General features: G+C 73.2%; 23 protein-coding genes and 1 pseudogene. 8 read left to right on the top strand and 16 right to left on the bottom strand.

What is annotated here, in order from left to right; translation table 11 throughout:
• Positions 1-193 precede the first annotated feature (193 nt).
• The 7 genes from LWC33_RS30120 to LWC33_RS30090 all read right to left on the bottom strand — a co-directional run bounded on the left by LWC33_RS30120 (position 194) and on the right by LWC33_RS30090 (position 6,681).
• Entirely contained in the window at positions 194-1,894 is a 1,701-nt protein-coding gene (locus LWC33_RS30120; RefSeq protein ID WP_233308067.1) for a GMC family oxidoreductase, read from the bottom strand.
• Positions 1,895-2,638, bottom strand: a complete 744-nt coding sequence (locus tag LWC33_RS30115) for a gluconate 2-dehydrogenase subunit 3 family protein (RefSeq protein ID WP_233308066.1) — start codon at positions 2,636-2,638, stop codon at positions 1,895-1,897.
• Complete coding sequence (locus LWC33_RS30110) at positions 2,635-3,081, bottom strand: hypothetical protein (protein WP_233308065.1); 447 nt, start codon at positions 3,079-3,081, stop codon at positions 2,635-2,637. The genes LWC33_RS30115 and LWC33_RS30110 overlap by 4 nt, the downstream gene beginning before the upstream one ends.
• Before the next feature lie 96 nt (positions 3,082-3,177).
• Positions 3,178-3,666, bottom strand: coding sequence for a VOC family protein (locus LWC33_RS30105; protein WP_233308064.1), 489 nt, complete (start codon positions 3,664-3,666; stop codon positions 3,178-3,180).
• A gap of 4 nt (positions 3,667-3,670) precedes the next feature.
• Entirely contained in the window at positions 3,671-4,117 is a 447-nt protein-coding gene (locus tag LWC33_RS30100) for a phosphosulfolactate synthase (RefSeq protein ID WP_233308063.1), read from the bottom strand.
• Between the two features lie 183 nt (positions 4,118-4,300).
• Positions 4,301-5,242, bottom strand: coding sequence for an acyltransferase family protein (locus LWC33_RS30095; RefSeq protein WP_233308062.1), 942 nt, complete (start codon positions 5,240-5,242; stop codon positions 4,301-4,303).
• A gap of 89 nt (positions 5,243-5,331) precedes the next feature.
• On the bottom strand, positions 5,332-6,681 hold the full coding sequence (locus LWC33_RS30090; RefSeq protein ID WP_233308061.1) for an AMP-binding protein: 1,350 nt from the start codon (positions 6,679-6,681) through the stop codon (positions 5,332-5,334).
• Between LWC33_RS30090 and LWC33_RS36320 the strand changes: the two genes are divergently transcribed.
• The 3 genes from LWC33_RS36320 (at position 6,619) to LWC33_RS30075 (ending at position 7,907) form a co-directional block, all read left to right on the top strand.
• Positions 6,619-7,077: an alpha/beta hydrolase family protein gene (locus LWC33_RS36320; RefSeq protein WP_233308060.1), complete on the top strand. Its 459-nt coding sequence runs from the start codon at positions 6,619-6,621 to the stop codon at positions 7,075-7,077. The two genes, LWC33_RS30090 and LWC33_RS36320, sit on opposite strands and share 63 nt — an antisense overlap.
• Before the next feature lie 7 nt (positions 7,078-7,084).
• On the top strand, positions 7,085-7,453 hold the full coding sequence (locus LWC33_RS30080; RefSeq protein ID WP_233308059.1) for an alpha/beta hydrolase family protein: 369 nt from the start codon (positions 7,085-7,087) through the stop codon (positions 7,451-7,453).
• 160 nt (positions 7,454-7,613) lie between these two features.
• A complete protein-coding gene (locus LWC33_RS30075) occupies positions 7,614-7,907 on the top strand; it encodes an isoamylase early set domain-containing protein (protein WP_233308058.1) in 294 nt (97 codons plus the stop codon).
• Between the two features lie 234 nt (positions 7,908-8,141).
• On the opposite strand, the gene LWC33_RS36665 is transcribed toward LWC33_RS30075, so the two are convergent.
• A complete protein-coding gene (locus tag LWC33_RS36665) occupies positions 8,142-8,327 on the bottom strand; it encodes a hypothetical protein (RefSeq protein ID WP_372476719.1) in 186 nt (61 codons plus the stop codon).
• Between the two features lie 38 nt (positions 8,328-8,365).
• A pseudogene (locus LWC33_RS36660) lies at positions 8,366-9,381 on the bottom strand (epoxide hydrolase N-terminal domain-containing protein); the annotation flags it as partial.
• A 177-nt stretch (positions 9,382-9,558) separates the two neighbouring features.
• Here LWC33_RS36660 and LWC33_RS30065 point away from each other — a divergent pair.
• Both LWC33_RS30065 and LWC33_RS30060 read left to right on the top strand, forming a co-directional pair.
• Complete coding sequence (locus LWC33_RS30065; RefSeq protein WP_233308057.1) at positions 9,559-9,777, top strand: hypothetical protein; 219 nt, start codon at positions 9,559-9,561, stop codon at positions 9,775-9,777.
• Positions 9,778-9,806: 29 nt separating this feature from the next.
• Entirely contained in the window at positions 9,807-10,592 is a 786-nt protein-coding gene (locus tag LWC33_RS30060) for an alpha/beta hydrolase (protein WP_233308056.1), read from the top strand.
• On the opposite strand, the gene LWC33_RS30055 is transcribed toward LWC33_RS30060, so the two are convergent.
• Positions 10,567-11,823 (bottom strand): NAD(P)/FAD-dependent oxidoreductase, encoded by a 1,257-nt coding sequence (locus tag LWC33_RS30055; protein WP_233308055.1) that lies wholly within the window; start codon positions 11,821-11,823, stop codon positions 10,567-10,569. The genes LWC33_RS30060 and LWC33_RS30055 overlap by 26 nt on opposite strands.
• Positions 11,824-11,989: 166 nt before the next feature.
• On the opposite strand from LWC33_RS30055, the gene LWC33_RS30050 reads away from it, so the two are divergent.
• Positions 11,990-12,724, top strand: coding sequence for a helix-turn-helix transcriptional regulator (locus LWC33_RS30050; RefSeq protein ID WP_233308054.1), 735 nt, complete (start codon positions 11,990-11,992; stop codon positions 12,722-12,724).
• On the opposite strand, the gene LWC33_RS36315 is transcribed toward LWC33_RS30050, so the two are convergent.
• Positions 12,706-14,028 (bottom strand): AI-2E family transporter, encoded by a 1,323-nt coding sequence (locus LWC33_RS36315; protein WP_308191026.1) that lies wholly within the window; start codon positions 14,026-14,028, stop codon positions 12,706-12,708. The genes LWC33_RS30050 and LWC33_RS36315 overlap by 19 nt on opposite strands.
• A 587-nt stretch (positions 14,029-14,615) precedes the next feature.
• Between LWC33_RS36315 and LWC33_RS30035 the strand changes: the two genes are divergently transcribed.
• Positions 14,616-15,680: an Acg family FMN-binding oxidoreductase gene (locus tag LWC33_RS30035; RefSeq protein ID WP_233308053.1), complete on the top strand. Its 1,065-nt coding sequence runs from the start codon at positions 14,616-14,618 to the stop codon at positions 15,678-15,680.
• 78 nt (positions 15,681-15,758) lie between these two features.
• On the opposite strand, the gene LWC33_RS30030 is transcribed toward LWC33_RS30035, so the two are convergent.
• Positions 15,759-17,432, bottom strand: coding sequence for a sensor histidine kinase (locus tag LWC33_RS30030; RefSeq protein WP_233308052.1), 1,674 nt, complete (start codon positions 17,430-17,432; stop codon positions 15,759-15,761).
• A 130-nt stretch (positions 17,433-17,562) separates the two neighbouring features.
• Positions 17,563-17,826, bottom strand: coding sequence for a hypothetical protein (locus LWC33_RS30025; RefSeq protein WP_233308051.1), 264 nt, complete (start codon positions 17,824-17,826; stop codon positions 17,563-17,565).
• 115 nt (positions 17,827-17,941) lie between these two features.
• Here LWC33_RS30025 and LWC33_RS30020 point away from each other — a divergent pair, with 115 nt between their 5' ends.
• Complete coding sequence (locus LWC33_RS30020) at positions 17,942-18,256, top strand: zinc-binding dehydrogenase (RefSeq protein ID WP_233308050.1); 315 nt, start codon at positions 17,942-17,944, stop codon at positions 18,254-18,256.
• Between the two features lie 10 nt (positions 18,257-18,266).
• Here LWC33_RS30020 and LWC33_RS30015 read toward each other — a convergent pair whose 3' ends face one another.
• From LWC33_RS30015 to LWC33_RS30005, 3 genes are all read right to left on the bottom strand, one after another.
• A complete protein-coding gene (locus LWC33_RS30015; protein ID WP_233308049.1) occupies positions 18,267-18,758 on the bottom strand; it encodes a DinB family protein in 492 nt (163 codons plus the stop codon).
• Between the two features lie 77 nt (positions 18,759-18,835).
• Entirely contained in the window at positions 18,836-20,176 is a 1,341-nt protein-coding gene (locus LWC33_RS30010) for an MFS transporter (protein WP_233308048.1), read from the bottom strand.
• A gap of 342 nt (positions 20,177-20,518) precedes the next feature.
• A complete protein-coding gene (locus LWC33_RS30005; RefSeq protein ID WP_233308047.1) occupies positions 20,519-20,932 on the bottom strand; it encodes a hypothetical protein in 414 nt (137 codons plus the stop codon).
• Between the last annotated feature and the right edge of the window lie 160 nt (positions 20,933-21,092).

Here is a 21,092-nt window from a genome sequence, read left to right as displayed (position 1 = left end):
CTGCATGCCCACGGTCCACGCACCCGTCCATGATCGGCAGACGGTTCACCCGTGCTGGCGCGGCATGAACTACGTATCGACGCCTCCACACGCTCGGCGCGTTGGTGTGGTGTCCGTCGGATCCTCCCAGCGATGGAGACGACCGCTCCCACCCGCGACGCAGGCCAGGCGCATCCTGGAGGAGAAGGCCCGCCTACGCGTGCGCCATTCGTTCGGCCAGTCGCGAGGCGAGTGCCATGATCGTCAGGGCGGGGTTGGCGGAGCCCTGGGTGGGGCACACCGACCCGTCGGCCAGCACGACGTTGGGCACGTTCCAGATCCGGTGGTCGGCGTCGACGACGCTCTCGTCGGGGTCGCTGCCCATGCGGGCGCCGCCGATGAGGTGCGCGAAGCGCTGGATGGTGAGGATGTCCTGGGCCTCCGCGGCCTCGAGGATCTTCGTGATGACCGTGCTGGAGTAGGCCATGTTGGCCTTGTCGTTGTCGGTGAGCGTGTAGTCCATGCGCGCCACCGGCTGCCCGTACGGGTCGGTCTCGTCGGCGAGGGTGATCCGGTTCTCCGGGTGCGGGAGCAGCTCGTTGAGCACGCCGATCGTGGCCCAGTGGTTGTAGTCGCGCATGTACTCGCGCAGGGCCCGGCCCCAGTGCCCGTCGGCCAGCACGTGCTCGGCCCAGCCGATCGGCATCGGCGAGACGGTCTGGATGGAGAACCCGCGGGCGAAGCCGCGGTCGGGGTCGGTCTCGTAGAACTGCTCGGAGGAGATCTCCGGCGGGGGCGCCTTGTACATGCGCAGCTCGTCGGGCCAGCGGCCGGCGGACTGGGTGGCGCCCTGCACCATCACGTAGCGGCCGACCTGGTCGGTGTTGTTGCCCAGCCCGTGCGGATGCCGCCGGCTGGTGGAGGCGAGCAGCAGCCGCGGCGTCTCGATCGAGTAGCCGGCCACCGCGACCACCTTGGCCCGCTGCAGCCGCTCGGTTCCCCGGCGCCGGGGGTTGGCGGCGTCGTCGCTGCTGGTGGCCGCCGTCTCGTCGTCGTTGCTCACGTAGACCACGCCGCGGGCGGCGCCGGTCGCGTCGTCGACCTCGACCCGCAGCGCCATGCAGTTCGCCCGGACCTCCACGCCGTGCTCCAGCGCGTCGGGCAGGTGCGTGACGTAGGGACTGGCCTTGGCGTTGACCTTGCAGCCCTGCAGGCAGTAGCCGCGGTAGATGCAGTGCGGCCGGTTGCCGAAGGTGCCGTTGACGATCCCCACCGGGCCGACGCGCATGTCGATGCCGCACCGGTGGGCCCCCTCGGTCAGCCGGAGCGCGGCCCCGGTGACCGGGTGCGGGGAGAACGGGTAGCGGTGCGGGTGGCCCCACGGCCAGTCCTGCCCGGCGACCGGCAACTCCAGCTCGACCTGCTCGTAGTGCGGCAGCAGGTCGTGGTAGCCGAGCGGCCAGTCCGCGCCCACGCCGTCGTCGGTGAAGGTGGAGAAGTCGCTGGGGTGGAACCGCGGGGTGTAGCCGGCGTAGTGGACCATCGACCCCCCGACACCGCGGCCGGAGTTGTTCTTGCCCAGCTGGATCGGGTCGTCGCCGCCGATCACCCGCTCCTGGGTCCAGTACAGCGCGTGGCTGCCCGCCTCGTCGGACACCCAGTCCTCGTCCGGGTGCCAGAACGGGCCGGCCTCCAATATCACCACGCGCCAGCCCTTGCGGGCCAGCCGCTGGGCGAGCACCGAGCCGCCGGCGCCGGCGCCGACCACGACGAGGTCGACCTCGTCGTCGTCGGCGTAGCGCCGCATCGTCGCCTCGCCGGGCAGGTCGCGCCGGTGCACGTCCAGCAGGTACCGCGAGTCGTTGTCCCGCGGCCCGACGGCGCCCTTGAGCACGCCGCGCCAGAACGTCCCCATCTACGCGTCCTTCCGCACCGGGTCGACGTCCACCGCGCCGGGTCGCTCGAACGGTTCCCGCACGGCCGGGCCCTCCCGACCCGGGCCGCCCAGCCGAAGGAACCCGCGGGGGTAGGCCGGGCCGCCGAACCCGATCTCGTTCCACGACCAGGGGTGGGAGTAGAACTCCGAGAGCACCCCACGCATGACGACCGACCAGGCCCGCGTGACGTTCAGGTCGTCCCAGGGCCCACCCACCAGGCGCCCGGCGGCGAACTCCCGGACGATGTTCTCCCGCTGCTCCTCGGTGGCCTGCGCGAACGGGACGCGGTAGGCAGTCCGCGCGGTGTGGTCCAGGCCCGCCAGCACCCGGCGCCACGTCTCGGGGTCGCGCGGCATGTCCGCGTAGCGGTAACCGTCGAGCTTGGCGTCGGCCATCTTGGCGTCGACCATCTCCGCCACCGGCACCCGGGGCTCGTCGTCCTGGGCCGTCGCCACGTCGCAGAACGCGCGGAGCGTCGGCTCCTCCTCCGCGGTGAAGAAGCGCAACGGTCCCGGGGGCTCCAGGCGGGCGAGCACCGCCTTCTTCGTGGCCTCGTCCCAGGTGTCGATCGCGTCGAACACGTCGTAGTCCGGGTAGCGGCCGATCATCTGGGGGGTGGTGCCGCGTCGCTGGCGGGGCAGCCACGACGGCGGCGGCGGTTCTTGACCGGGGCGCAGCTTCGGCAGGTGCTCGCCCCCGGCGATGTCGGGCCGTCGGCTCACTCGTGGCCCTCCCGGCGCAGCAGCGACGCGAGCAGACCCATCCCGCCGACCATGGACATGAGCCCCGGCGCGGAGATCGGCGGCCCCATCGGCAGGTTGTAGGACCACAGCTTCCAGCCACCCGGCTTGCGGGCCACGCCGCGGGCGTGGAAGTACTCGCCCAGCAACCCGTTGGCGACGTAGAGCCCGGCCGTCACCGGCAGCGCCGTGTGCGCCCACCGGCGGGAGAACGCCCCGCCGATCCCGGACGCCACGAGCGGAGGCGTGAGCACCACCGGGCTCCACATCCACTTGTTGCCGAAGCTGCCCTTGTAGTGCTCAAGGTACACCTCGGCCCCCGTGACGACGGCGGATACCGCGGTCAACGCCGACATCGACCGGGCGAACCTGCCGTGCGCGATGTCGGTGGCGACGTCGAGCACGTCGGCCCGAGACCGACGCAACAGAGGTCGGCGTAGCAGCCCCATCTCAACCCTCCCGGTGCGGCAGGAAGGTGGGAAGCGCGCTCCCGATGGCGGTGTTCGGCACGTCTGCCCTCCTCATGGCCGGACGATCCCCTGTCCCTCCGTTACCCCGCATTCTTTGCTCTGACGCAACGAATGTGCTCCGGACGGGCAGATCCACCCGTTCGGCGGGCTCCGTCGGCATGCGTACGCCTGCGTGAGCCCCGCGGGCTCAGCGTGCCGAGCGGGAGAACGTGGGCGAGGCAGCTCCTCGACCAGACCCTCGAACCGCTGGAAGGGCTCGACGAAGAACGCCAGTTTCCGTGTGCGGGCGAGGGCGACGAGCCGGTCCCAGTCCCCGCGGTGCCGGAAGGTGACGCCGAAGTGCCGGGGGTAGAGGGTGGGGTCGGGGTCGATCTCGTCGGACAGGTGGCACACCAACTGGTCGCCGACGAAGTCGAAGGTGATCCGGTCGGCGTAGCGGCGGGCCAGTTTGCACCCCAGCCCGGTGACGTAGAACTCCTGCGCCGCGTCGAGGTCGTCGACGGGAACGGCGAGATGGAAGACGTCGTCGGTGGTCCGCATCGCCCTACCGTCCCGTCCGCAGCGTGTCCGAGCGCAGACCGAGCCGCAGCGTCTCGAGCCCGATGACGTCGGCGGCCGCGACGTTGCCCAGGTTCGCCGCCGTTCCCAGCCGCTGGAGGAACCAGACCTGCAGCTCCTTGGTCGGCGCCTCGAAGAGCATCCGGTCGACGTCGACGCCGGTGGCGAGCACGTCGTCGAGCACGTCGTGACGGGGCCGGCCGTCGGACGTGCACAGTCCGCTCCGCCCGCTCTCGCGCGCCTCGGTGGTCACGATCGCGGCGCCCGCGGCGAAGTCGGACCGGATCGCCTCGATCCACTCGGCCGGCGTCATGTCCGCCGAGCGGCCCTGGTCCTTGAAGCCGACCTCCGAGACCACCGTGAAGTCCTCGGCGAGCCGGCTGATCCAGCGCGCCTTCTCGGCGTTGCCCATGGGGATCGTGCCGTTCGACACCTCGACGTGGGTGGCGGGCGGGGAGGTCGAGACGTGTGTCGATCATGATCGTGTCCTGTCTCTCGGCTTCCCGGTCAGGGACAGTCGCAGCGGGGTGCGGCGGAGGGCCGTCACGGCGGCCAGCGAGGCCGCCACGGCGACGACGTAGACCGCCACGACCGGCAACGGTTGCGGCAACGCGGACTAGGGGTTCGGCCTCCCGGTGAGCAGCGCCCAGCTCGCCGTCTGCAGCCACAGGAACACCGGGTGCACGAGGAACACGCCGAACGACCGCTCGGAGGCCCACGTGATCCAGCCGGGACTGCGCCCGTCCCGGCTCCACCACAGGCCGAGCAGGGCGAACGCGGCCACGACGGCGACCACCCAGGGGACCATGACGGGCTGCAGGACGGTGCCGGCCGGGATCGGGTCCGTGCCGCCGTGCACGGCGAGGAGGTACCGGCCCTCGGCGGCCGCGCCGGTCACCAGCAGGGCGACGGCGACGAGCGCCGGGTGGCCGCGGACGGCGGCCAGTACGGCCTCGCGGTGCATCGCGGCCACGCCGCCGAGGACCAGCAAGAACACGTACGAGCCGACGAACGAGCCGAGGTAGGGCAGCAGGGCGGCCCGCGCACCGGTCGGGGCGGGGGCGTCGCTCCACCGGTCGACGAGCAGCTGCAGCAGGAGTGCGCCGAACAGCAGTGCGAGGTGATGCCGACGAGTGGCCTCGAGCAGCCGCCGGAACAGCGGGAACAGCAGGTAGAACTGCATCGAGACGAGCAGGAAGTACAGGTGGTACCAGCCGACGCCCGTGCCCAGGTTGATCGCGAGCGTGCGGGCCAGCGCCGGTGCGGGCAGCGGCGTCGGAACCTGCTGCAGCGCGGTGTAGAGCACCGTCCACACGACGTAGGGAACGCCGACGAGCCGCAGCCGGCGCCGCCAGAACGCCACGGGGCGCAGCGGGCGGCCGCCGTGGGTGTGCATCAGCACGAAGGCCGTGAGGACGAAGAAGGCCTCGCGGGTGAAGTGCAGCAGCATGGCGACCGCGTCGGCCCTCGGGTCGTCGAGCGGCAGGGTCGTCGACAGCGTGTGCACCGCGATGACGCACGCGAAGGTGAGCACGCGCACGACGTCGACCGCCGGCACGTGCGCAGGACGCGGGCGGGACGCGACCGCTGGTGCCGCCGGTGCCGCTGGTGTCGGCATCGGTGCAGGGGGACGGGACGATGCCGCCCTCACCCGACGGGCTGCTCGTCCAGCAGCCGGCGGACCTCGACCCGCCGCACCTTCCCGGTCGGGCCCTTCGGGAACGCGTCGACCAGCCGGATCTCCGTCGGTCGCTTGAACGGCGCGAGCTCGTCCGCGCAACGCGCCGCGAGCCGCTCGACCAGGCCCGCCGCCGCGTCCGCACCGGGGCGGACGTAGGCGACGGGCACCGCGCCGAGTACGTCGTGCGGCCGGCCGACGACGACGGCCTCGGCGACGTCGGGCTCGCCGAGCAGGACCGCCTCGACCTCCTGCGGGTGCACGAGTTCGCCGCCCCGGTTGACCACGTCGTCGGCGCGGCCCGCCAGGTGCAGGAAGCCGTCGGCGTCGAGGCGACCGAGGTCGCCGGTGTCGAGCCAGCCGCCGGCGTCGAAGCGGTCCGCCGCCGCGCCGCCACCGTAGGACGTGATCACGCCCGCTCCGCGGATCCGTACCCGTCCGACCGTGCCCGGCGGGAGCGGCCGGCCCGCCTCGTCGGTGATCCGGACCTGCACGCCGACGGGGCGCCCCGCCGATCCGTCCGGGCCGTTCTCGTCCACCGGCGTCGCGGTGATCTGGCTGGCCGCCTCGGTCATGCCGTAGCTCTCCACCACCGGCAGGCCGGTACAGGCCCGGAAGAGGGCACGGATCGGGGCGGGCAGCGGGGCGGAGGCCGAACGCACGAACCGCAGCGACGACGGGACGTGGGGCGGATCCGGGTCACGGGCGAGGATCGCCAGGATCGCCGGGACCGCGTTGACCCACGTGACGTCCCGCTCGGCGACCAGCTGCCACAAACCGGTGCGCCGGAACCGGCGGTCGAGCACCAGCTCGCCGCCGGCGACGAGGGTGGCGAGCAGCCCGACCACCTGGGCGTTGACGTGGAACAGGGGCAGCGGGCAGTAGCCGCGGTCGGCCCCGGTGAGCCGATGGTGCGCGGCGATGCAGGAGGCCACGTGCAGCAGCTGCTGTTCGGACAGCTCGACCGTCTTCGGCGTGCCGGTCGACCCGGAGGTGAGGAGTACGGCCGAACCCGGCTCCGCGATCGGCGCAGGCCGGCTCGTCGCGGGCGCACCGTCGAGGAGCCCGTCGAGGAGCGCGTCTATCGTGTAGAGCCGATCGCCGAGGCTGTCGACGCGGTTCCGGATACCGGGCCGCCGCTCGCGGTCGGTGAGCACGAGGGCCGGATCGAGCGCGGCGCGGGCCCGGGCCGTCTCCGCGGGCGGACCTGACGGGTTCACGGGGGCGCTGCTGCGCCCGGCCGCGATCACGGCCAGGTGGGTGACCGCGAAGGTCAGCGGGTCGTCGATGTCGAGCAGGACGCGGGCCCCGACCGGCACCTCGGGACGGCGCGCACGTTCCGCACGGTCACCCCCGCGCACGCCTTCGCCGAGGCTCGCCTCCCGCTGCTGATCGTGCTCGCGGGCCGCGGCGAGGGCGGCTGGACGGCCCTGCGCACCACCGGGTTCCTGCCGCTGGCCCGGAGCGGGCGAGCGGTGCTGGCCTACCCCGACGGCGTCGGCCGGTCCTGGAACGCCGGCGCCGGATGCTGCGGCCTGGCCGGCCGGCAACGTCCTCCGGACACCGCGTTCGTCGCGGCGGTCGCCGCGACGTCGGTGCGGGACCTGCCGATCGACCCTTCGCGGATCTACCTGGCGGGCTACAGCAACGGTGGCAAGCTCGCCTACAGCGTCCTGTGTGCCGATCCCGCCCGGTACGCGGGCGTCGCCACGTAAGGGGGCGGTGCCGCTCACCGCGTGCCCGGGCGACGACCACCCGCATCCGTTCCTGCTGGCGGCCGGCGGGCGGGACACGATCCTGCCGTTCGCGGGCGCTCCACGGGCGCACCCGCCGACCGTCGGCGTCCAGACGGCGGTCGCCGACCTCCGCGGCCAGGACCGGTGCGTCGCCGCACCGGAACGGTCGGCGTCGGGGGGTGCGACCGTCAGCCGCTGGACGGGCTGCGCGGACGGCACGTCCGTCGAGCTGGTCGTCTACCCGTCGTCCGGGCACACGTGGCCGCCCTCGGCCGCCGGGCTGATGTGGAGCTTCCTCACGGGCGCATCCGTGCCGGCGCCCACCGCTCCGGCGACGGCGACCGGGAACGTATGATCGCGCCGGCCGACGGCGGCGCGGGCGATGCCGCGCGGGCGACGGCAGCGCGGCGATGCCGCCGGACGCGTGATGTTTACCGGGGCGGCGTGTGTCGCTCGCACCGCCGGAGGCGCGTCGTCTCTAGGGTTCCCGGGGTTGTTCTGCATGGGAGGTCGGAATGCTGAGGCGCGCTCCGCTGTTCGGCGGCAAGAATCGTGTGACGTTCAGCCTGCCCGGACACGAACCGGTCGGGCAGGTGAGCGTGGTGGGCGATTTCAACTCCTGGGAGCCGGGCCGCCACGAGCTGGTCCGCCGCCGCAACGGCACCCGTAGCGTGTCGGTCGTCCTTCCGCCCGGCGCACACCGCTTCCGCTACCTCGCCACGGGCGGGGTCTGGCTCGACGACGACACCGCGGACTACATCGACGCAGGTGGGAGCTGGGTTCGCGTGCAGCCGCGCACGCTCGCCTAACACCGCCGGAGTGCGGACCCAGCCCGGCCGGAGTGTGGGCCGGGCCGCCACGGCGGTCCGGGCATGCGCCTGTCGAGCAGGGCCGCCCTCGGCTGCTCCCGCTCTATCACGGAACGGCAGAGGTTACCGATTCTGTCGATTGTCGAAAGGGCTCGCGGGAACGACCGCGGAGGTTCTCATTCGCTTTTCGGTCGCTCTGCGAAGACGTGATCGGAATTCGTCGGTCGCGGGTCGCTAGCCGAAGGTGAACACGTAGGCCTGGGCGCCGGCGTCGAGGAAGGTGATCTCGGCGGTGCGGTCGGCGATCGGGCCGTCCTGACGGATGAGCTGGTGGAGCCGCTCCTCGTCGATCGTGCCCTCGTCCCGCTCGTCGATGTCGAGCCGGGCGACCCCCTCCGGCGGCGCCCCGTCGACCCGCACCCGGAAGCGCACCGGCACGCCGCCCCCCCGAGCACGAGGTTGAGGTCCCTCCCGTGGAAGCGGTGCACGATCCGTCCGCCGGGTTCGTCGAGCGTCGTGATCTGGTCTCCCACCGTCCACTCGCCCGCGAGCGCCCACTGGTTGAGGGCGAGCCGGGAGGGCGTGTCGTAGGCCCTGCTCCGGTCCGGGGCGACGCTGGTCGGCGAGGCGAAGCCGGTGGCCCGGGCGTAGCCGACGTAGGTCTCCGGCGAACGGAGAGTCGTCCAATCCGCAGCGAGGAACACGCCGCCGGGCTCGACGGACACGAGGTCCCGATCGACGTCGTCGCGTCCCGCCTCGGCGAGCAGCTGCTGGATCACCCGTTCCGACCGTTCGTAGTCCTCCTCGCCGAAGTGGTGGTGGCGGATGCGGCCGTCGGCGTCGACGAAGTACAGGACGGGTCCGAGCAGCCCCGCGGGCTTGGCCAGGGCCATCTGCTCCGTGACCGAGTTGCCCCGGTCACCGCCCTGCGCGACGTAGCGCGTGTAGCCGAGGCGGTGCATCAGCTCGATCCAGGCGCGCGCGATGCGGACCGGGTCCCAGCCGGTCTCGGTCGGCTTCCCGGAGAAGCCGTAGCCGGGCAGGGACGGGATCACGGGGTGGAACGCGTCCGAGGCGCTCGCGCCGTGGTCGGTCGGCCGGGTGAGCGGGTCGATGATCTTCAGCTGCTCGACCGTCGAGCCCGGCCACCCGTGCGTGACGACGAGCGGCAGGGCATCCTCGTGGGCGGAGCGGACGTGGAGGAAGTGGATGTCCACGCCGTCGATCTCGGTGACGAAGGCGGAAGGGCGGCGAACCGCTCCTCGAACCGGCGCCAGTCGTACCCGGTCGCCCGGTAGTCGGCGAGTGCCTGGATCGTCTCGAGCCGCACGCCCTGCGAGGCGTCGGGTTCCTGGTCGGGCCATTTCGTCGCGACGATGCGTCTGCGCAGGTCGGTGAGCTGCTCCTCGGGCACGTCGATCGTGAACGGACGGATCTCGGTCCGGCCGGCGTCGGCCGAGGCCGTGGCTCCCATGGGTCGCTCCTACCGCTGAGGAGATCGGTGAGGCGTCGCCGCCTGCACGGCGCCCGGGCGGCGCCCGATGCTCCGGCTCTGGTCCTCTCCGGCATCGCCCGACGCAGGTGAACCGCCGGCCACCGCGCGGGGTCGGCGTAGCCGAGTGACATCGGGTGACGCGGGTACGCCCCGGGGATGCCAGCCCTTCCCGAGCGCACCGCCCACCTGCTGACCTCGGACGGGGTCCGCGAGCTCCGGTTCGAGGCAGTCCGTCACGACGACGGCACCGTCCAGGAGATCGACGCCGAGCCGTTCTCGATGGCCGAGGGCGATGTCCTGATCCTCGACGGAGACGCGCTGACCCTCGGCGACTACCTTGCGTTCCGCACGCAGGGCACCCCCAGCGCCGAGTAGGCGAACTCCGGCACCGGACGGAGTACCTGGTGATCGACGACCACGACGCCGCCGCCGGCGGGGAGGACCGTTCGGTGCTGACCCGGGCCGCGCCCGAGCCGGACGAGGTCCGGATGTACGGCGATGATCCCGACCAGCTGGTCGAGATCTACCGCGGCGGGACCGGGGCCGCCCGGCGCCCGGTGCTGTGCCTGGTCCACGGCGGCTTCTGGCGGCCCGCCTACGACCGGACGCACCTGCGGCCGTTCGCCTCGGCGCTGCGCGACGAGGGCCGGACGGTGGTCTCCGTGGAGTACCGCCGGGTGCCGGGCGACCCCGACGCCTCGACGACCGACATCCGGGCTGCCCTGGCGCTCGCGGCGGAGGTCGGCGGCCCGATCGTCGTCGCGGGCCATTCCGCCGGCGGGCACCTCGCCTTGTGGGCCGCGGCGTCGGGACCGCCTCCCGGGCTGGTCGCCACCGTCGCGCTCGCGCCGGTGGCCGACCTGGTCGCGGCTCGTCGGGCCGGGTTGGGCGACGGTGCGGTGGCGGCCTTCCTGGGCGCCGACCCGGACACCCGTCCCGACCTCGACCCGATCCGGCTGGGCCCCATCGGGTCCGCGCCGACGATCGTCCACGGCGAGCGGGACCGGATCGTGCCGCCGGACCAGGCCCGCCGGTACGCGGATGCGCACCCGGGGACCGAGGTCGTCGTCGTGCCCGGAGCGGGGCATTTCGCTTTGATCGACCCGCTGTCGCCGGCCTGGCCCGTGGTCCGCTCACGGCTGGTCGACGACCCCGCGACGTGCCTCAGCCGGCGGCCCGTCTCCGGGTGACCTGCTCGAGCGGCACCGCGGGATCGGCGAGTGCTGCGGGGTCGATCGGAACGCCGTCACGGATCAGGCCACCGACGATCTCGGTGACGTCCCAGAGGTTGACGTTCATGGCCGCCGCGAGGCGGCCGCGCAGCACCCAGAAGGCGACGAACTCGCGACGGGCGAGATCACCCCGGACGACGACGTCGTGCTCCTGCTGCGGGTCGACCCAGCCGGTGTACTCCATGCCGAGGTCGTACTGGTCGGTGAAGAAGTAGGGCAGCCGGTCGTAGGTGGCGTCCTCGCCGAGGATCGTCTTCGCGGCGACGACGGGCTGATGCAGCGCGTTGGCCCAGTGCTCGACCCGGATCCGCCGGCCCAGCAGCGGGTGGAAGGCGTTGGCGACGTCGCCTGCCGCGAGGATGTCGCGGTCGGAGGACACGAGGTGGGCGTCGACCAGGATCCCGTCGTCGACGTCGAGGCCGCAGGACCGGGCGAGCTCGACCTCCGGCTCGACCCCGATCCCGACGACGACGAGGTCGGCGTCGATCTCGGTCCCGTCGGCGAGGACGACCGCGCCCGCCCGCGCCGGGGTGCCTCCGGCCGGACGGATGGCGGTGACGGTGACCCCGCACCGCAGCTGAACACCGTGTCCGGTGTGCAGGTCGGCGAAGACACCGGCCAGTCGCGGTCCGAGAACCGACTGCAGGGGTCGGGCCGCGTGCTCGAGAACGGTCACCTCGGCGCCGGCAGCGCGGGCGGCCGCGGCGGTCTCGAGCCCGATCCAGCCGCCCCCGATGATCACGACGCGGGATCCGGGTGTGAGTGCGGCGCGCAGCTGCCGGGTGTCGTCGACGGTGCGCAGGTAGTGCACACCGGGGAGGCGGGCCCCCGGTACCGGCAGCCGGCGTGGTCGTGCGCCGGTGGTGAGCAGCAGTTTGTCGTAGGGCAGCCAGGCGCCGGTGGCGGTCTCGAGCTCGTGGGCGTGGCGGTGCACCTTGGTCACGAGGGTGTCGAGCCGCAGCTCGATGCGGTTGTCGACGTACCACTGGGCCGGTCGCACGTCGAGGGATGCGCGGTCGGCGCGACCCTGCAGGTAGTCCTTGGACAGCGGCGGCCGTTCATACGGCCGGTGCGGTTCGGCGCCGACGAGCGTGATCCGGCCGTCGAAGCCGCCGGTGCGCAGGGCCTCGGCCGCCGTCGCGCCGGCCAGCCCGGCGCCGACGATCACGACGGTTCGCGGGCCGCTCATCGCCGGCCTGCCCGAGAGGCAGTGCCGGAGCCTCGTCCCCGCCGCGGGGTGGGCGGGATGTTCTGTGCGGCCATGACCCCTCCCGAGCTCTAAAGGACGCTATCGTGGACCTTAGAAGCACGGCGCTGTTGAGTCAATGATTGTGTCCGTTAGAAGGTGTGGGCTGGTGGAGGACTTCGTCTCGCAGGTCAGCGGCGTGAGCGCGCTCGCCGAACCCGCTCGCCGGGCGTTGTACCTGTACGTGGTGGCGCAGGCGGAGCCGGTGAGCCGGGACGGCGCGGCCGAGGGCGTCGGACTGGCCCGGCACACCGCGAAGTTCCACCTCGACAAACTCGTCGAGGAGGGGCTCCTCGACACGGAGTTCCGCCGGCTGTCGGGCCGACGGGGACCGGGCGCGGGCCGCCCCACCAAGCTCTACCGGCGCTCGGCGCGGCAGGTCGCGGTCACGCTCCCGCAGCGGCAGTACGACCTGGCGGGTCAGATCCTCGCCGAGGGCGTCGACGGGGCAGCCCGGGACGCCACGCCGGTGCTCGACGCCGTCCGGGACGCCGCGACGGCGACCGGGCGCCGCCTGGGCGCCGAGGCTCGGCAACGAGGGGCTCCGGCCACCCCGACGCCCCGTGACGTCGCCGCCGCCCTCGACCGGTACGGGTACGAGCCGCGGCAGCACGGAGCCGTGACGGTGCTCGGGAACTGCCCGTTCCACGCACTCGCCCGTGATCACCCCGCGCTGGTGTGCGGGATGAACCTGAGCCTGGTCGCCGCCTTCCTCGAGGAGTTCGGGTGTCCCGGGTTGCGGGCCCGGCTGGATCCGGCCCCCGGCCGGTGCTGCGTGACGGTGACCGAGGAAGCGCCGGCCGGCCGGGATCGGTCGGTTCCTGCTCAGCCGCCGCTGCCGTAGGGGCGGGTCAGGATCTCGAGGTAGTGGCCGTCCGGGCTGGCGAAGTACAGGCCCCGACCGCCGTCCCGGGTGTTGATCGTGCCTTCCCCGTGCGGCGGGTGCGGCTCGGCCCAGTAGCGGATGTCCTGGTCGGTGATCCGGGCGAAGATCTCGTCGAACTCGGTTTCGGTGACGAGGAAGGCGTAGTGCTGGGGGTGGATCTCCTCGTCCGTGCTGGCGAAGTCCAGGCTCAGTCCGTGGGCCAGTGCCAGCACCTGGAAGGGCCCGAACGGCTGTGGGTCGGGCAGGCCGAGCAGCTCCGCCAGGAACTTCGCCCCGGCCACCTTGTCCTTGCTCGCGACGATCGTGTGGTTCAGCTCGACGGTCATGATCGTTTCCCCCTGTCGGTCCGCGCCGGTCGGAGCAGTCCGCACCGGCTCGACGGCGCCGGTCCGCCGGTGACGTGCCGACCACGGTAGAAGCTCGACCGTGGTTGAGTTCAAGTCCTTTGCGCGGCAGGTCGGCGGCCGGCCCGACCCGACCGAGCCAGGTCGCCGCCCAGCGGGCGTTCGGGTCGACGTCGTCACCGATGTAGTACGGCTGTACCACGGAGGTGAGGACGAAGTTGACCACGAGGAACACCCCCGGCACCACCAGCAGCAGTGGCCAGCCGCCGACCAGCAGCGCCAGGACCGCAGGGGGTGCAGCCCGATCCAGAAGCCCAGGTAGGGGATGTAGTTGGTGAGGAAGACCAGGACTCCCCACAACACCGCCAGCGGTACCCCGACGGCCCACAGGAAGACGGCGTCGACGGCCCCGGTGACCAGGCCGATCACCGTCGTCACCGCAATGAAGCGGCGCGTGCTCCGGGCGAAGCCGCCCAACGCCGTGGCGAGCGGGGCCCGGTCCGTGGACAACTCGGCCAGTCGCGCGCCCGCCCCACCCGACTCGGCGATCAGGAACAGCAGCAGGGTGAGCAGGAAGACCAGGTCCGCGGCCAGCCCACCGAGCCCGACGAGCAGGCCGGTCACCAGCGACACCAGCCGGTTCGTGTCGAAGGAGGACAGCACGGCGCGCAGCTGCTCGGGCCCGACGCCGAGCTCGGCGAGCCGGGCCAGCACCGATGCGAGCACCGTGTTGGCCTCGGTCGCGTCGCCGGTGAGCCACCCGAGCCGGCGCAGGCGCCGCTGCAGCGGACTCACCATGGTCGCGACGACGAGCGCGAGGAAGACCGGGCCGATCAGCCATGCGGCCGCCTTGACGCCCGCCGCCGCGACCACCAGCGCGGCCAGTCCCAGCAGGATGGTGCGCCCGTGGCAGGGCAACCTTGTCGGAAGCGGACCTCCGGCTCCGGTGAAGGCTGTGGCTGAGGACTTCCCGGCCGGTGCGGTACGAGCGGCTGCGGCGGCGGTCGGGTTGTCGTCGACGAGTGCGGGCTGCGGGCGGCGGGTGCGGTCCATCGGCGAGCGTCCCTCCGCCGGGAGGGGCGACACGGGCGATGCAGGCGGTGGCCTCCGCGAACGGTTCGAGCGCGCTGACCTGGACGGGGGCGCGGAGTTCGCCGAGCGCGCCCTGCATCAGCCCCAGGTGCACCGGGCAGACGAGGTCGCGGTGTGGTCCGGCGAGCTCGAGGAACGGGCAGTGCCGCAGCCGTACCCGGTCGGTCGTCCCCTGGTCGTCGCGGACGGGCTCGGGGGCGAAGTCGAGGTCGTCGAGCATCGTGACGAGCCGGCCGATCGCCTCGTCCGACGTGACGTGTGGAACGGGGCCGGCCGGGGCACCAGATGTGCCCCCCAGGCCCGTCGTGCGGAGCGCACGACGCAGCATTAAAAACAAGATTTGCTTGTGAAAATAGTGGGAACCTGGTGGACTTGTCCACAGCACTGCAGCGCAGCAGGCAGGAGGACTCGTCGTGACATCGCTGATCCGTATCCAGGGCGCCGCCACCGCACCGGCGAACCCGCAGGCGATGTCCGGACGGGCCGAGACGACCGGGAAGGTCGGCCGTGACCTGCTCGAGCGGGCCGTCGCGCTCGCGCTCCGGGCGCCGTCGGTGCACAACACCCAGCCGTGGCGCTGGCGGGTGCGGCGCACCGAGGTGGAGCTGCACGCCGACCCCACCCGGCACCTGGTGGACACGGACCCCGGCCGCCGTGACCTGCTCATCAGCTGCGGCGCGGCGCTGCATCACCTCCGGGTCGCCGTCGCAGGACTCGGCGCGGCCGTCGACGTCGAGTACCTGCCCGATCCCGAGAACGAGCAGCACCTGGCGACCGTCCGCCTCGTCGACGGCCGGCCGGATCCGTCCGCGGCCGCACTCTTCGGCCAGCTCGAGCGCCGCCACAGCGACCGGCGGCCCTACTCCGCGCAGGCCGTTCCCGCCGGGCGGCTGGCCGCTCTCGTCAGCCGGGCGGCTCGCCACGGGGTCCTCGCGCTGCCGGTGATCGACCCGACCGTGCTGCATCGGGTGAACGAGGTGCTGCGCTCCGCCGCGCGCGAGCAGCGGCGCGTGCCGGGCTGCCTCGCCGAGCTCCTGCTGTGGACGCACCGCTACGCCAACGCCCACGACGGCGTCCCGCGCGGTGCGGTGCCGACCCGGACCGGGCTGTGGGACCAACCGCACCTGCAGCGGTTCCCCGCCGGGACGCTCGCCCCGTGCCGAGGTTCCGGCACGTCCGGCGGTACGGACGGCGGGACGCTCCTGCTCCTCGCCACGCCGCGCGACGACGCCGCGGCCAGGCTCGCGGCGGGCGAGGCGCTGAGTGCCGTGCTCCTCGCCGCGACCCGTGCCGGCCTGGCCACCGCTCCGCTCAGCCAGGCAGTTGAGCTCCCCTCGACTCGCACGCGGTTGTGCGCGGCGCTGCGGATGCCGGACGAGCCGCAGATCCTCATCCGGATCGGCGTCCCGCTCCCCGGTGCCGCACCGTTGGCGCCGACGCCGCGGCGGCCGCTCGCGTCGGTCCTGCTGCGACCCTGAGGCCCGTCGTCCTGCAGAACGCCGTGTCCAGGTTCGGTGCTCCGATGTCCGGATTCGCGGCTCCGTCGCGGGCGTGGATCAGGAGTGCGGGACCCCACCGGGTGGGGGAGCGGCCAACGACCGGGGGATGTACAGGCCGCGCCGGGTGGCCCGGCTGAGGGCGAGCGCGCGGTCGGGGGCGTGGAGAGCTGCGGTGATGTACTCGATGCGTCCGGTCACGGTGCCCTCGGGCAGCTGCAGCCACGCGGCGATCCGGCCGTCCGGCCAGTCGTCGATCAGCAGCCCGAGGATGGTCAGGTCGAGCGGGGTCAGCCGGTGCAGGTCCGGCGGTGGCGAGAGCAGCACGAGCATCCCGCGGGTGGTGCCGAGGTGCGGGGGGCAGCGCAGCGCGGTGACTCGGATCAGGCCGCCTGCGGGATCCGGGGCGAGGAAGCGGGTGCGGTCGCCGCCTTCGCCGAGGTGGTGGGCGGCGGCGGTCGTCACGGCCGAGCGGGTGTCCAGCAGCCGGTGGCCGGGCAGATCACCGAACGGGAGGACCCCGCCGGAGCGGGTGAGCAGCGCGCCGGCGACGGCGTCGTGGATGGTGGCGGCGAGGGCTGTCCCCGGCGCCGACCGGACCGCATGCCCCCCGATCAGCGCGGCGAGGCGGGCCTCGGTCTCGACCAGGCGCCGCCGTCGGCATTCGGCGTGCGCCCGGGCGGTGTCGGCGCGCCGCCGGAGTCGTTCGGCGCGGGCTCCGGCGTCGTCGGCGCTCCGACGGGCGGTCTCGGCCCGGGCCCGGGCCGCACGGGCCGCGCTCTGCGCGGGGAGGCGACCGCCGCGCAGCCGGACGGTGAAGCCGTCGGCCGCGGTGATCAGGTCGATGTCGATGTGCGTGGACTGGTGGCTGAGCCAGAGCCCGAGGCCGGCGCCGGTGCACCCGTGGGGAGCGGGGACCAGGCCGGTCAGCGGGTCGGGCGGGCCGGAGCCGGTGTCGTGCACCCGGACGACGATCCGGTCGGCGCCGGTCCAGCCCGTCACGACGAGGGGTGGTCGTCCGTGCAGCCGGGCGTTGGTGACGGCTTCCGAGACCGCGAAGAGCAGCTCGGCGACGGTCGAGGGGTCGACCTGCCCGCGCGCGGCCTGCGCCACGCGGCACCGCGTCTCCCGCAGCGACGGATCGACCAGTCTGAGGTCAGGTGGGGTGCCCTCGAGCGGATCGGCCGACGACGGCAGACGCTCGAACTCGGTGACCTCCTGGTAGCGGGGGCTCGTGCAGCCGCCGTCGGGCGTCAGGAGGCGACGATGCGTGCGTTCGACGACGTCGCGGACGGGCTGGGCCACGACGGTGGCGTCGTACAGGCAGCGGCTGTAGACGGGGTAGTCCTGCCAGACGGCGTTGACGGCGGACTCGTACCGGTCCCAGCCGGCGAAGCGCCCGCCGTTGCCCTCGTGCGGGACGTCGCCGGCAATGCGGATCTGCTCGGCACCGGCTGCCACGTGGCGCTCGAACTGCTGACGGTAGGCCTCGATGGCGCCCGCGGGCGTCGCGTACAGCCCCGAGTCGGCGATGAAGTCGACCGTGTCCGTCCGGGGCAGCTCCGCGCGTAGCAGGTCGCACTTGCGCTCGTCGTAGCCGATGACGACCGGCTCGCCTGCGTCCGTCCCGCCGGTCACGAACGGCACGATCAACGCCAGGAACTCCGCGTCCGAGGCGTAGAATCCGCCCTCGTGCACGTGCCCGGCGCAGCCCTGGGCTGATCCCGTCCTCATCGGTGCGCTCCGTCCGGCCGTTCGGGCCCCGTGACGACGTCGTCGGCCGGGCCGCGGGCGGCAGGGTTGTGAAGCGCCCCGCGTACCCCGTCCGCACGGTTCTAGTCGTGGGCGGGCGTGCCGATGCGCGTCATGCGCCGCGTGCCGGTTCCGTCCGCGCACGCAGCCAGGTCGTCGTCCCCGGCGCGAGCCCGCGCGACTTCGGGGTCTGCTCCACGACGGTCACGACCAGAGCGGCGTCGTCCGGTAGGCACCATTTGAGCGCGTGGTAGACGGCGGAGAGCGAGGCGTCGCTCGCGAGCAGCAGAACTCCCGGGGCGGCCGTTCGGGCCTCCTCCCACGGGCCGACGAGATCGACGGGCGGTCGCGATGTCCAGGCGAGGTAGACCGACACTCCGCTGGATACCCCGTCGGCACCCGGCGACGACTCCGCCCGGCACGGCTCTCGACGCGCTGCCCCGCCGCTATCCGGCGGGTGCGGTGCCCTGGACGGCCTCGGCCAGGTCGACGTGGTCCTCGACGTGATCGGCGGCGACGTCCTCGAGCGGTCGACCGCCCTCCTACGCCCCGGCGGCACCCTCGTCACCATCGCCGAGCCACCCGCCGTACACCCCGACGACGGCCGCGCCGTCTTCTTCGTCGTCGAACCCGACCGGGCACGGCTCGCCGACCTGGCCCAGCGGCTCCGGGACGGGCGCCTGAGGCCCGTCGTCGGCGACGTGCGCCCGCTCGACGAGACGGCCGCCGCGTTCGCGCGCCACCGGCGCACCCCCGGCAAGACGATCATCCGGGTCGCGAGCGACCACGAGGAGGAGCGTCCCTGATCCGCGCGCGTCACCCTCGGACGCGGCCGGCGAGTAGTTGTTCGCGCAGGATGTCGGCGTGCCCGCAGTGGTGGGCCAGCTCGCGCAGGACCTGCAGGTACACCCAGTGCAGCGTGCGGGGGCCGCCCCGGTGACCGGTCACGACTGCGTTCAGCGGCAGGTCGGCGACCGCCGCCCGGGCCGTCGCGCAGGCCTCCCGGTGGGCTGCCGTGACGGAGGCGACGGTGTCGTCGTCGGCGAGGCGGAAGGACTCGTCCGGGCCTTGCACCAGGCCGAGCTCCCGACGGGACGTGCCGCCGACGCACTCCTCGAACCACACCCGTTGCATCCACGTGACGTGCTTGAGCAGCCCGAGCACCGTCGTCGCCGACGGGACGAGCCGGCGGCGGGCCTGCTCCTCCGTGAGGCCGTCGAGGGCTGCCTCGAGCGCGCTGCGGTACTCCTCGACGAACGCGTCGAGCTGGGTGCGTTCAGAGTCCAGCAGCACATCGAACGAGCCCATCGGAGTCTCCCGTCGCGCCGCAGACCGAGGAGCACCGCAGCTCGTGCGGGCGGTGGCCTGCGGCGACGGCGATGATCCTAGGCGGTCGGCGACGGCTGCGGGGCCGGCGACACCTCAGCCGCGACGGCCTGGTGCACCCGCACCTCGCGGGAGAGGAGGACCGGGATGATCGCGATCGCGAACACGATCGCGCCCACGATCCACACGGTGTCGAGCTGGGCCCGGCCCTCCGCCGCCGAGTCGATCCACTTGCCGCTCTGGTCGGTGAGGATCCACCCCACCGCCACCTGCATGGCCGCCGAGGCGCCGTTGAGCGTGCCGGTGACCTCCGGACGGGCGATGCCGGACCAGTAGCTGTTGACCGTGCCCCAGAACATCGGGTCGCAGAGGAACGCGAAGGCGCCGATGAAGAAGCCCCACAGGACCCAGCTGGAATCGTGGAGCACCACACCGAGCGCGAAGCCGATCGCCCCGCAGGCCGGGCCGAGGACCAGCCACGGCCGCGTCCGGCCGCCGAAGAACCGGGCGACCAGCGTGCCGTTGACCAACCCGAACAGCACGGGAACGGCGGCGATGAGCGGGCTCACCCAGGCGACGGTGTCGGGGTTGACCTTCTCGAGGGTGATCAGGCCGTAGGGCAGCCACGGCCCGGAGAGCCAGGTCGGGGTCGTCGCGAACGCCGTGGCGATGATCATCGTGAGCACGCTGCGGCTCTTGAGCGCGGTCAGGAGCTCGCGGAAGGTCAGCTTCTCCCGCACGGTCGCGCCGCGGTGCTCCTGCCGGATCGACGCGACCTCCTCGGCGGAGATGCCCCGCAGCTTCTCCGGCTTGTTGGAGGTGAACAGCACGAGCATGATCAGCGCCGGGACGCCGAGCGCCGCGACGATCAGGAACGCGTCACGCCAGGACAGGTGGTTGGCGAGCGGCAGCGCGATCGCCGGGGCGATCACGCCGGCCACGAGGCAGGAGCTCATCCAGACCGAGGTGGCCCGGGCGTTGAGCGCTCCCGGGAACCAGACCGAGAGCAGCCGCTGCGACGGTGCCCACAGGAACCCGAAGAAGATGCCGAAGAAGAAGTTGCGCCACCACATCTCCTCGTAGGTGTGGACGAACGCCATCGTCGCCGACAGCACCGTCACCCCCACGATGCAGATGATCAGCATCAGTTTCGCGCCGATGCGGTCGGCCATGATCCCGGCGAGCAGCAGCAGCGGGAAGTACCCGAGCAGGTAGCTCGCCGTGGCACCGGAGATCTGCGCGGGTGACAGGTGGAGGTCGGCGGACCAGAACGGGTTGAGCAGGCTGAACTTCGCGCTGTCGAGCCAGACGACGAAGTTGAGGAGCAGGATGCTGGCGAGCATCAGTCCCCGGCGGCCCGCGAACAGGCGCATCGGTGGCGTGGCTGCGGTGAGCGACATGGTCGTCCTCGGGTCGTGCCGGCGTCGTTGCCGGCGTCGGATCACGGCCCGGGCGGCGCGGGTGCCGGTGTGCGCCCACGCTCCCGCGCGGGCCCCGATCGTGTCGGGGCCCGTGCGGGTGACCGTCCGGGTGTCGTCCTCTGTGGACCGTGCGCGCGGCGGTGGCGGCGGCCGTCGCCGTCCGCACGGACCGTTTCACTGTGAACTGGATCGCAAGGGGCGACAACGGAAGGCCGACCACTTCGACGGGGCCACGGATGGGCGGATCCACATTGCGCGCCCGGCCGCCGCACTCGGTCGACCCGGGCCGCGGCCGAAGAGATCAGGGAGTGGGGAGGGCGGTCAGGCCCAGATCAGGTCGTCGGCGAGGCCGCAGGCGGCGGCCTCGTCGTGGGTGAACGGCTCGTCGGGGTCGGGCCGGAGGGCCTGGAGGACGACGAGTGCGGCGAGGTGGCGTTCGTCGGGGTTGCGCAGCAGGCGGGTCCGCGACGAGCCGGTCGGGCCGACGAACGCCAGCGGGGCCGTGGCTTCGCGGCAGCTCCCCGCGCTGACGGTCCACGGTCCGGGCCCGTGGGCGCGGCGCGCACGCAGCGCGCCCGGTGGGGCCGGGTCGACACGGCAGTCGAGTCCGGCCCGGCGAACGATCTCGGCGACGAGCGCGAGGTCGACCGGTGCGGCCGGGTCGACCGGATCGGCGGGGTCGAGCGACTCCCCGTCGTCGTCGCGGCAGATGTCCGGCAGGTTCGGCGAGGTCACGGCCGGATCGCCACCGAGGTCGGGAGCGGGTCGCAGTGGATCCGGTCGGTGGGCACGCCGGCGGCCACGAGCCGGCTGAGGGCGGACTGCTGCATGCGGGGCGGACCGCAGACGACGATGTCGTGGTCTCGCCAGGTCCGGCCGCGCAGAGCGGTACCGA

Origin of the sequence: Pseudonocardia terrae (genome assembly GCF_021343995.1) — a bacterium.
Lineage (GTDB): Bacteria > Actinomycetota > Actinomycetes > Mycobacteriales > Pseudonocardiaceae > Pseudonocardia > Pseudonocardia terrae.
Note: the sequence above shows the minus strand (reverse complement) of the source record. Positions and strands in the feature narration are given on the sequence as shown.